This window comes from Pseudomonas agronomica, assembly GCF_025917275.1.
Classification (GTDB): Bacteria; Pseudomonadota; Gammaproteobacteria; order Pseudomonadales; family Pseudomonadaceae; genus Aquipseudomonas; species Aquipseudomonas agronomica.
The window spans coordinates 1-11,161 of sequence record NZ_JAOSHO010000143.1; the positions used below are offsets into that span (position 1 = coordinate 1).

Sequence of the window (11,161 nt, forward strand, 5' to 3'; positions counted from 1 at the left end):
TCGGCGGTTTCACAGTAAGTCGTAGGAAATATCCCTGACAGGGTATCGTCAGGACGATGACATGGCGAGGATCGCGACGCGTCCCGTTGTGATCTTCTGTGGCCAGGTAGCTGGCTCCTGCTCTGTCCGTAGGAGCTGCCGAGCGAAGCGAGGCTGCGATCTTTTCGCTATCCATTGGGCCTGGAGCGAAAGATCAAAAGACCAAAAGATCGCAGGCTTCGCCAGCTCCTACAGGCCGAGCGGGTCCAGCGCCCTCGAAAGGGGATCAATCGATCGCCGGTCTCGCCCTGCGGCGCACCCGCCAGCCCACCCACACCAGCAACACCGCGACCAACCCACCCAGTCCCCAGACAAGCTGGTCATCACTGAGCAGCGGCCTCTCGATGCGCAAATACCCCGGGTCCTTGAGCAGTTCGCGCAGGGCCTGGTTGGCCTGTTCCAGGCTGACGTCCTGCAGGCGCGCGGCGGGATTGGCGAAGCGGCCGTCTTCGTAGTCCCCAAGGGCGCTCCAGTAGTAATCCGCCAGGGCGCTGTTGCCTTGGACGGCCCAGGACTGGTGGGCAATGGCGGCGCGTTTTATCCGCACGAAACTCTCGGGGTTCAGGCCGTCCTTGAGTAACGTGCTGCGCAGTTGTTCCAACGACTGTTCGGCTTGCGGCAGGTCCTCGCGGGCCAGATCGGCGTTCAGGCTCATGAAACCGACGCCGCCCAGCACTTCCCGCTCCGTCCAAGGGCCATAGGACAGGCCGTCGGCCAAGCGCAATTGGCGATAGAGCGCCCAGTCCAGATATTCCTTGAGCAGGTCGAAGGTCTCGTCGTGTTGCTCCTCCAGCACCGGTTCCGGGAACAGCCAATGGAGCTTGGCGCCGTTGCCGACCAGGCCTTGGATGAGGTTGCGCTTGGTGACCGCGCTGTAGCGGATCTGGGGCAGCGGTTCATGGACACTGGGCTCGACCGGCTCGAGCTCGCCGAAGGTGCGCTCCAGATACGCCGGCAGCAATCGATCCAGGTCGCCGACCACGATCAAGGTCATATTGTTCGGCGCATACCAGCTCTTGCGCACCTGCTCGAGTCGGGCGAGGGACAGGTGTTCCACTTCGGCCCGTTCCTCGCAGCGCAAGCCCAGTTCCACGGCCAGTTGATTGCTCGCCTTGTGGCCCAAGTCCTGGTGGTCCAGCCAGCGTTGCAGATGGGTGTAATGCCCCCCGTCCTCCCGTTCAACCACCCGTTTGGCTGCGGCCAGGGCCTTTTCATCGATGCGGGTGCGGGTCAGCAGCGCCAGCAACAGGTCGAGGACCTTGCGCTGGTTGCTCGCCGGCGCCTCGATGACAAATGTCGTATCGGCGTTACTGGTAAAGGCGTTCCACTCGCCGCCCAACGCTTGCATGCGCTCTTCCAGGCCGCCTTCGCCGGTGTCGTCGACGCCGCTGAACAACAGATGTTCAAGCAGATGCGGCAGCTCCTTGTCGGCGCAGTTGAAATCATCAAGGCCCACGCCTACCACCAGCCGAATTGCCACGTGTCCGCGCTCAGTGCCGGGCTTGAGTATGAGCTGCATGCCGTTGGGCAAGGCGTAGCCTTCAACCTGGAATCGGTCCTGGGCAAGCGTGGGAAGGGAACCGAGCAAAAGCAAGGCAAGCAACAGACGACGCATAGCGGGCTTCCTGGCAGCTGAATGAAGATCCATGGTGCCGGACGAGCTTCATCGCGAGCAGGCTCGCTCCCACCTTGACTTACGCTGTGTTCAGGACTGTGGGAGTTGTCTGGCTTGCGGTTGGCTGGAGGCCCGGCCCCCTTTTAATGACTGACCGGGACGCCAGTCGTTCACGGCGAATGGGTGATATCGGAAATTTCATCGGCGGCCAGTGCGCCAATTTCGGAAGTTTCCAGCACCACGTAGGCGCTGCCGCAGAACAGCGAGTTCAGGCGCCGCATGTCGGCGATCAGCTCCAGGTGCAACGAACTGGTTTCCAGGCTTTGCACGACCTTGCGCTGCAGGCGGCTGACGTGGGCATGGGCCATTCGCCGTTCCTGGGCGCGGAAACGCCGTTTTTCACGCAGCAATTGACGGGCGCTTTCCCGGTCGGCACTGAGGAACACCGACAATCCCAGCCGCAGGTTGGCGATCAGGTGGCTGTGCAGCCCCGCCAACTCCTCCAGGCCCACCTCGGAAAACGAGCGGCGTTGTGACGTCTTCTGCTGCTGGACCTTGCGCAACATGCGTTCGATCAGGTCGCTGGCCAATTTGAGGTTGATGGCGAGTTCGATGATTTCCGCCCAGCGACGGCTGTCCTGCTCGCTGAGGTCTTCACGGGGCATTTGCGCCATGTAGAGCTTGATGGCGCTGCACAGCGCTTCGACGTCGTCGCTCATGCTGCGCACTTGCTGGGTGATCGCCGTTTGCTCGCCCCGCAACACGCTGAGCATGGCTTCGAGCATGTTTTCGATCAGGTCGCCGATGCGCAAGGTTTCCCGGGCCGCGTTAGCCAGTGCCAGGCTCGGGGTGGCGAGGGCGGTGGGGTCCAGGTGCCGGGGCGTGGCCGTGCCGTTGGTGTCCGGGCGCTCGGGCAACAGCCAGGCGCAGAGCCTGGCCATCGGCCCGACACTGGGCAGCAGCACCAGGCAACGCACGGTGTTGTACAGCAGGTGGAAGCCAATCACGGTTTCCTGGGGGCTGAAATCCAGGCTGTCCAGCCAGCCCACCAGTGGACCGAGCACCGGAATGATCAGCAACAGGCCGATCAGTTTGTACAACAGGCTGCCCAGCGCCACCTGGCGGCCGGCGGCGTTCTGCATGCTGGTGCTGAGAAACGCCAGCACACCGCTGCCGATGTTCGCGCCGATCACCAGGCCGATGGCCACCGGCAGACTGATCACCGCGGCGCCGGCCAGTGTCGCGGTCAGCAACACGGCCGCCAGGCTGGAATAGGAAATCATCGCAAACAGCGCACCGACCAACGCATCGAGCAGGATATCGCCCGTCAGCGAGGCGAAGATCACCTTCACGCCTTGGGCCTGGGTGATGGGCGCGGCGGCTTCGACGATCAACTGCAACGCCAGGATAATCAGGCCCAGGCCAATGGCGACCCGGCCCATTTGCCCGACGCGGGTCTGTTTGCGCGACAGGAAGAAAATCACCCCGAGAAAAATCAGCAGCGGTGACAGCCACGACAGGTCCAGGGTCAGCACCCGCGCCATCAACGCGGTGCCGACATCGGCGCCCAGCATGGTCGCCAGGGCAGGGGTCAGCGCCATCAGGCCCTGGCCGACGAAGGAGGTGACCAGCATGGCCGTGGCGTTGCTGCTCTGGACCATGGCGGTCACCATGATGCCTGCGAGGAACGCCAGCCAGCGGCGGGACATGTTCTGGCCGATGACATGGCGCAGGTTCGAGCCGTAGACCCGCAAGATGCCGGTACGGACGATATGCGTGCCCCAGATCAGCAAGGCCACGGCGGAGAGTAGATTCAGCAGGGTCAGCATGAGGAGCCCCCTGTTAGCGTCCCAAAGGGACAAATTGACGGTGCCACATCGTTTTACTTCTTGTACTTAAGCTGTAGTTGCCGAATGGTTCGGACGCCAGCATTGCACAGCTAAAGAAGCGTTTGAAACAAAACTGTCATAAAAACCCATTCCTCGAAAGCACCTCAAACCCCTGTGGGAGCGAGCTTGCTCGCGATGAGGCCATGACATCCGACATCTTCTTTGACTGTCAGGCCGCTATCGCGAGCAAGCTCGCTCCCACAGGTATTGCATCCGGCCGCTTTCCTGCGGGCATGAAAAAGGGGCTCCCAAGAGCCCCTTCGTTCATTGCCCTACACCTTTACTGACCCGGAACATCCTTGCGCAGTTTCACCGGATCCTGCTGCTTGCGCTTGCGTGCGATCGCGGTGCGCATCTTGATGTTGATCGCTTCCACGGCCAGGGAGAACGCCATGGCGAAATAGACGTAGCCTTTTGGCACGTGCACGTCGAACGACTCGGCGATCAGTACGGTACCGACCACCAGCAGGAACGACAGCGCCAGCATTTTCAGCGACGGGTGTTTGTCGATGAATTCGCTGATCGTGCCCGAGGCCAGCATCATCACCAGCACGGCGACGATAATCGCCGCGACCATCACCGGTACATGGGAGACCATGCCGACCGCGGTGATGACCGAGTCCAGGGAGAACACGATGTCGATGATCGCGATCTGGATGATGGTGTAGAGGAAATTGCCGCCCTTGCCCGAAGGCTCGTCGCTGTTTTCATCTTCGCCTTCCAGCGCGTGGTACATCTCCTGGGAGCTTTTCCACAGCAGGAACAGGCCACCGAAGAACAGGATCAGGTCGCGACCGGAGATGCCCTGGCCGAACACTTCGAACAGATCGGCGGTCAGGCGCATGACCCAGGTGATGGACAGCAGCAACAGGATCCGCGTGACCATGGCCAGGGCCAGGCCGAAAATCCGGGTGCGTGCCTGCATGTGCTTGGGCATGCGGCTGACCAGGATCGAGATCATGATGATGTTATCGATGCCCAGGACGATCTCCAGGGCGGTCAGGGTAAAGAAGGCAACCCAGATTTCCGGGTTGGTCAGCCATTCCATGTGAGTTCCTTTGAGCGAGTGTTAGGCCGCGCCGCGCCTCCGGTTACCCGAGAGGGCGACGCAGCGGGCATTGCTTTTATAGAGTGCTGAACAGCGGAAAAATCCCCATTAGCAAGGCGGCGAACATTATGCACAGGCAAACCAGCACTGCCCACTTCAGGGTGAAGCGCTGGTGATCGCCGAACTCGATCCCGGCCAGGGCCACCAGCAGATAGGTCGATGGAACCAGCGGGCTCAACAGGTGGACGGGCTGGCCGACGATCGAGGCACGGGCCATTTCGACCGCGGTGATGCCGTAGTGGCTGGCCGCTTCGGCCAAAACCGGTAACACCCCGTAATAAAATGCATCGTTCGACATGAAGAACGTGAACGGCATGCTCACCAGCGCGGTGATGACCGCCAGGTAAGGACCGAGGAAATCCGGGATGACCGCCAACAGGCTCTTGGACATGGCGTCGACCATGCCTGTGCCGGACAGGATGCCGGTGAAGATCCCCGCCGCGAAAATCAGCCCGACCACCGCCAGGACGCTGCCGGCGTGGGCGGCGACGCGGTCTTTCTGCTGCTGCAGGCACGGGTAGTTGACGATCATGGCGATACTGAACGCCACCATGAACAGCACCGGCAGCGGCAACAGGCCGGCGATCAGCGTGCACATCAGGGCCAGGGTCAGCGCGCCGTTGAACCAGATCAGCTTCGGACGGCGAGCGTCGGGGAACTGGGAAACGCTGATTTCGCTGTGGTCGATTTCATCGCCCGCCAAGTGCAATTCACCGAGGCGCGCACGCTCGCGCTTGCCGTACATATAGGCAATCACCAGGATCGCCACCACGCCTGCCAGCATCGCCGGAATCATCGGCACGAAGATGTCGGACGGGTCCACATGCAACGCACTGGCCGCCCGGGCGGTTGGCCCGCCCCATGGGGTCATGTTCATCACGCCCCCGGCGAGGATGATCAAGCCAGCCATGATCCGCGGGCTCATGCCGATGCGGCTGTAGAGCGGCAGCATGGCGGCCACGCAGATCATATAAGTGGTCGCGCCGTCACCATCAAGGGAAACGACGAGCGCCAGGACGGCGGTACCGACCGAAACTTTCAACGGGTCGCCCTTGACCAGCTTGAGGATCTTGCGCACGGCCGGGTCGAACAGGCCGGAGTCGATCATCAGGGCGAAATAGAGAATGGCAAACATCAGCATCACCCCGGTCGGGGCGAGCTTGGTGATGCCTTCGAGCATCATCGGGCCGATCTTCGGCGCAAAACCACCGAACAGGGCAAACAGGATCGGGATGATGATCAGGGCGATCAGCGCGGACAGGCGCTTGGTCATGATCAGGAACATGAACGTGATGACCATGGCGAAGCCAAGGAAAGTCAGCATGGGAAATACTCCAGGCGTGGCGCGGCTATGAAATGCGAACCGGACAGGTCAGCGCAGGATGCAGAGCACGGGACGGACGGATGGAGTGGGTGCAGCGGGACAGGTAGCAGCGGACATCAGGATCACCATTGTTGTTGTTAAAAAGGCCGCACGAGCGTTTGAAAACTCGTTGTTGGCCAACCGGTCTGTTGCCGGTAGGTGAGGCGATCCTAATCGCGCAAGCTTTCACCAGGCTTTCGCCAAAACAATGGCTGACGATTGGCTCGCTGGGCTGCGGTGTAGGAGCTGCCGAAGGCTGCGATCTGTTGATCTTGATCTTCGCTTGGATTCTCCGTGGGGACAAAGATCGCAGCCTCGCTTTGCTCGGCAGCTCCTACAGGCCGAGCGGGAGCAAGCTCCATCGCCACAAAAGCAACCAGCGTTTCACTTCAATGCTGACAGATCCAACGGCCGCACCGCGCCCATCCAGATCGCATGGTCGGTGTGGTCCGCCAGGTCATCCCCGGTGTTGGGATGCAGGAAGATCACCAGCCCTTTGCGATTGAGGGCCAACCACGGCAAGACCACGCCGACGTACTGCGGCTCGAATGCCAGTTGGCAACTCCAATCCGGGTGCGGGCCGACCGGCCGTTGGTGCACCCGTCCCATTTCCAGCGGGAACAGTTGCGCGGCTTCCTCGCACAAGGCCCGCGCCTGGTCGAGTGTGTGGGCGTCGAAATAGACGTGGGCGTGATAGCCCTTGATCCGTTGCATCTGTCACTCCTTGCAAGAGCAGCCGAACCCTCTCGGTTTTCCGTGTGTCAGAGCCTTTACACGCGGGAAAGAGGAAAACCAGCCATGAAAAACGCCGAAACCCCGGTCATCAAAGTGGTGCTCTATGGTGCCATGAGCAGCCTCGGCAGTGCGTTGATGGCTGAACTGCTGCGACGCCAGCATGAAATCATCGCCATCCTGGATGATCTCACGGCGCTGGCGCCGCGTCCGGGCTTGCGAGCCAAGACCGGCGATCTCTTCGATCCCGAACGCGTGAAGCAGAGCGTCGCGGGTGCCAGCGCCGTGGTGTGCCTGTTGAATGCACCGGGGCTGCCGATGAACAGCGAACAGGTGGAGCGCACGCTCATCCCCGGCCCGGTGGAACAGGTCCTGGCGGTGGATGCGCTGATTGCCGGCATGCAGGCGGTCAACATTCCCCGTTTATTCCTGGTTGGAAATTTCTCAGTGCTGGAGGAGGACTCGTCGGAAGACGACCTGCAACGCCACGCCGCCGAGGAAATCCTCGATGCCCTGAAAAACAGCGCCTTGCAATGGACCCTCGTCAATGCGCCCTATGCCGTGCAGGGGCTGAGTATCGAGCATTTCAGCCACGTCAGCACCAGCCTGGAACCGGGCATGGCCGAGTCGTTGGAGCGCTTGAGTCGCGTGGCGGTCGGCATCGCCGATGAGCTGCGCCTGAACCTGCATGTGGGCGAGCACGTGAATTTCGTGCCCGCCGTTTAGGTGTCATAGACCCAACCCCCGTGGCGAGGGAGCTTGCTCCCGCTGGGCCGCATAGCGGCTCCCTTAAAACGGATCGGCCCCTGGCTCAAACCGCAATCGACGGCAGCGGCAATCCAGTCAGCGACTCCGCACTGTTGGCCTGTTCCTCCATCAACCAATCCACGAACAACTTGATCAACACCCCCCGCCGTTTTCGTTGGGGCAAGACCACGTAATACCCCAGCCGCGACAGCACTGTTTCGGCGATCGGACGACACAGCAGCCCTTGCGCCAATAAGTTATCCACAAGGTGCCGCCAACCGATGGCGACGCCTTGGCCGCCGATTGCCGCCTGGATGAGCAGGGTGTAGTTGTCGAACCGCAGTTGCCCTGGCGCTGGTGGCGAGGTGATGCCCAGTTCGCGGAAAACCCCACTCCAGTCGAACCAGGCGCTGCTGTTGCCGCCACGAAGGTGCAGCAGCGGGAATTCCGACAGGGCTTGGGCCGGCAGGGGCAGGGGGCGTTCCTTGAGCAGCAGCGGGCTGCACACCGGAAAAACTTCTTCGCTGAAAAGCCAATGACTTTCGCCTTGCTTGAAGCGACCGTCGCCGAACAACACCGCAACGTCGATATCGGTACGAAGCATGTTGTGGTTGCGCTCGCTGGTCACCAGGCTGACGTCCACCTGCGGGTTGGCCGCGTGGAACCGATGCAGTCGCGGCATCAGCCAATAGGCGGCGAACGCAAAGTCCGTCGCCACTTGCAGCACTTCGTGCTGGTGCTGGGCCGTGATTGCGGTAAGCCCTGCATCGATGCTCTGCAAGCCGGCCTGGACCTGTTCGAACAGGATGGCGCCGGCCTCGGTCAATTCGATGCCGCGATAGATGCGATCAAACAACCGCGTGCCCAGTTGTTCCTCCAACCGCTTGATCTGCTGGCTGATGGCCGGTTGGGTGGTGCCCAACTCAATCGCGGCCGCCGTAAAGCTCTGCTGGCGAGCCGCTGATTCGAAGGCGCGGAACAGGTCCAGCGACAGGTCACCCAAGGCGTCATACATAAGCTGTGCTTATCCTAGTCATTGTCTTGCATGGGCTTTACCCCAAAAGGCACGGGCTACATGCTCAATCGCAGCACTATCGCATAACTGCCCACTATGGAATGCCGCGAATACATGAAGCGCAAGAACATTCTTTTCATCATGGCCGATCAAATGGCCGCGCCAATGTTGCCGATCTACGGTCCGTCGCCGATCAAGTTGCCGAACCTGTCACGCCTGGCCGACCAGGGTGTGGTGTTCGACGCCGCCTATTGCAACAGCCCGCTCTGCGCGCCGTCGCGCTTTACGCTGGTGAGCGGGCAGTTGCCGAGCAAGATCGGCGCGTATGACAACGCGGCGGATTTCCCGGCGGATGTTCCAACCTACGCCCATTACCTGCGTCGCCTCGGTTATCGCACGGCGCTGTCCGGCAAGATGCATTTCTGCGGGCCGGACCAGTTGCACGGCTACGAAGAACGCCTGACCAGCGACATTTATCCGGCTGACTACGGCTGGGCCGTGAATTGGGACGAGCCGGATGTGCGGCCGAGCTGGTACCACAACATGTCGTCGGTCTTGCAGGCCGGACCGTGCGTGCGCACCAACCAGCTGGACTTCGACGAAGAGGTGGTCTTCAAGGCCCAGCAATACCTGTTCGACCACATCCGCGAGGACGGCGACCAGCCGTTTTGCCTGACGGTGTCGATGACTCACCCACACGATCCGTACACGATTCCCAAGGCGTTCTGGGATTTGTACGACGACAACGACATCCCTTTGCCCCAGACCCCGGCGCAAACCGAACTCGATCCACATTCCCAGCGCTTGCTCAAAGTCTATGATCTCTGGGACAAGCCGCTGCCTGTGGATAAGATTCGCGACGCCCGTCGCGCGTACTTCGGGGCGTGCAGCTACATCGACAGCAATGTCGGCAGGCTGCTGCAAACCCTCGAGGACACCGGGCTGATCGATGACACGATCGTCGTTTTCTCCGGCGATCATGGGGACATGCTCGGCGAAAAGGGTCTCTGGTACAAAATGCACTGGTTCGAAATGGCCGCCCGCGTGCCGTTGTTGATCAGCGCGCCGGGGCGATTCGCCAGCGGCCGTGTTGGCGCGGCGGTGTCCACCGCCGACTTGCTGCCGACCCTGGTGGAACTGGCCGGCGGTACGCTTGAACCAGGCTTGCCGCTGGACGGTCGTTCGCTGGTGCCGCATCTGCAAGGGCAGGGCGGCCATGATGAGGTCTTCGGCGAATACATGGCCGAAGGCACGATCAGTCCGCTGATGATGATCCGTCGCGGTCCGTGGAAATTTATCTACAGCGAGGATGATCCTTGTCTGTTGTTCGATGTGCGCAACGATCCCAAGGAAATGGAAAACCTCAGCCAGTCGCCCGGACATCAAACCCTGATGGCCGACTTTCTCGCCGAAGCGCGGGCGAAATGGGACATTCCAACGATCCATCAACAAGTGCTCGCCAGCCAGCGCCGCCGACGTTTTGTCGCCCATGCGCTGACCCTGGGCAAACTCAAGAGCTGGGACCACCAGCCGCTGGTGGACGCCAGCCAGCAGTACATGCGCAACCATATCGACCTGGACGATCTGGAACGCAAGGCCCGTTATCCACAACCCTGCCAATAAACCAATAACGTAAGGGGAAGCACATGCAAAAGTTATCCACAGTACTGGCCGCCGGGCTGTTGGCGTTGAGCAGTGTTTCGGCGTGGGCCGAGCAAAGCTGCGATACGGTGAAGATGGCTGACCCGGGCTGGAGCGACATCGCCGCGACCAACGCCATCACCGGTTTCCTGCTGGAAGGCATGGGTTACAAGCCCAAGGTCGATACCCTGGCGGTGCCTATCACCTTTGGCGGCCTGAAAGACGGCCAGGTCGATGTGTTCCTGGGTAACTGGATGCCGGCGCAGCAGGGCTTCTACGACAAATTCGTGGCCAACGGCGATGTCACGCAACTGGCCAAGAACCTTGATGGCACCGAATTCACCCTGGCGGTCCCGGATTATGTCTGGGACGCGGGTGTGCATAACTTTGCCGACCTGAGCAAATTCGCCGACAAGTTCGATAAGAAGATCTACGGCATCGGCTCCGGCGCCCCGGCCAACCTCTCCCTGAAGGAAATCATCAAGACCAACGACTTCGGCATGGGTGACTGGAAGCTGGTGGAATCGAGCGAGCAAGCGATGTTGGCGGAAGTCTCCCGGGCGGTGAAAAAACAGAAGTTCGTGACCTTCCTCGGCTGGACCCCGCACCCGATGAACGTGCAATTGAAAATGCACTACCTCAAGGGCGGCGAGAAGTATTTCGGCGACACCGGCAGCGTATACACACTGACGCGCAAAGGTTATGCACAGGCCTGCCCGAACGTTGGCAAGCTGCTGACCAACCTGAGTTTCACCCAGGAAATGGAAAACAGCATCATGGCTGAGGTGGTGAACAAGAAAGTCAGCAATGCCGAAGCGGCCAAGGCCTGGATCAAGGCCAACCCGGCGGTGCTGGATAAATGGCTGGACGGCGTGAAGACGGCGGATGACAAGGATGCGCTGGCGGCGGTGAAGGCCAAGCTATAAAGCTCTTGTGGCGAGGAGCTTGCCGGATTCCCCGCCAGGAGCTGTTTAGAAGCTGCGTAGGAGCTTTGTAGGAGCTGCCGAGTGCA

General features: G+C 61.0%; 9 protein-coding genes. 3 read left to right on the forward strand and 6 right to left on the reverse strand.

Annotated elements, in window-relative coordinates; genetic code table 11:
* Positions 1–265: 265 nt before the first annotated feature.
* The 5 genes from OC610_RS12735 to OC610_RS12755 all read right to left on the reverse strand — a co-directional run bounded on the left by OC610_RS12735 (position 266) and on the right by OC610_RS12755 (position 6,728).
* Positions 266–1,654: a M16 family metallopeptidase gene (locus OC610_RS12735; protein WP_264428110.1), complete on the reverse strand. Its 1,389-nt coding sequence runs from the start codon at positions 1,652–1,654 to the stop codon at positions 266–268.
* Positions 1,655–1,824: 170 nt separating this feature from the next.
* On the reverse strand, positions 1,825–3,483 hold the full coding sequence (locus OC610_RS12740) for a Na/Pi cotransporter family protein (protein WP_264428113.1): 1,659 nt from the start codon (positions 3,481–3,483) through the stop codon (positions 1,825–1,827).
* A gap of 340 nt (positions 3,484–3,823) precedes the next feature.
* Positions 3,824–4,591, reverse strand: coding sequence for a TerC family protein (locus OC610_RS12745; protein ID WP_264428114.1), 768 nt, complete (start codon positions 4,589–4,591; stop codon positions 3,824–3,826).
* Positions 4,592–4,667: 76 nt separating this feature from the next.
* On the reverse strand, positions 4,668–5,975 hold the full coding sequence (locus OC610_RS12750) for a CitMHS family transporter (RefSeq protein ID WP_249876758.1): 1,308 nt from the start codon (positions 5,973–5,975) through the stop codon (positions 4,668–4,670).
* A 423-nt stretch (positions 5,976–6,398) separates the two neighbouring features.
* Positions 6,399–6,728 carry a DOPA 4,5-dioxygenase family protein gene (locus tag OC610_RS12755; RefSeq protein ID WP_264428116.1) on the reverse strand — a complete coding sequence of 110 codons (330 nt, stop codon included), beginning with the start codon at positions 6,726–6,728 and terminating at the stop codon, positions 6,399–6,401.
* An 84-nt stretch (positions 6,729–6,812) separates the two neighbouring features.
* On the opposite strand from OC610_RS12755, the gene OC610_RS12760 reads away from it, so the two are divergent.
* The gene (locus OC610_RS12760; protein ID WP_198796116.1) at positions 6,813–7,472 is read left to right on the forward strand and encodes an NAD(P)-dependent oxidoreductase; all 660 of its coding nucleotides are present in this window, start codon (positions 6,813–6,815) and stop codon (positions 7,470–7,472) included.
* Between the two features lie 85 nt (positions 7,473–7,557).
* Here the strand turns inward: OC610_RS12760 and OC610_RS12765 are convergent, their stop codons facing one another.
* Complete coding sequence (locus OC610_RS12765) at positions 7,558–8,508, reverse strand: choline sulfate utilization transcriptional regulator (protein WP_030138970.1); 951 nt, start codon at positions 8,506–8,508, stop codon at positions 7,558–7,560.
* Between the two features lie 114 nt (positions 8,509–8,622).
* Between OC610_RS12765 and betC the strand changes: the two genes are divergently transcribed.
* Together betC and choX are read left to right on the forward strand one after the other, a co-directional pair.
* On the forward strand, positions 8,623–10,131 hold the full coding sequence (gene betC, locus OC610_RS12770; RefSeq protein WP_264428118.1) for a choline-sulfatase: 1,509 nt from the start codon (positions 8,623–8,625) through the stop codon (positions 10,129–10,131).
* 23 nt (positions 10,132–10,154) lie between these two features.
* A complete protein-coding gene (gene choX / locus OC610_RS12775) occupies positions 10,155–11,075 on the forward strand; it encodes a choline ABC transporter substrate-binding protein (protein WP_264428119.1) in 921 nt (306 codons plus the stop codon).
* Positions 11,076–11,161: the final 86 nt, after the last annotated feature.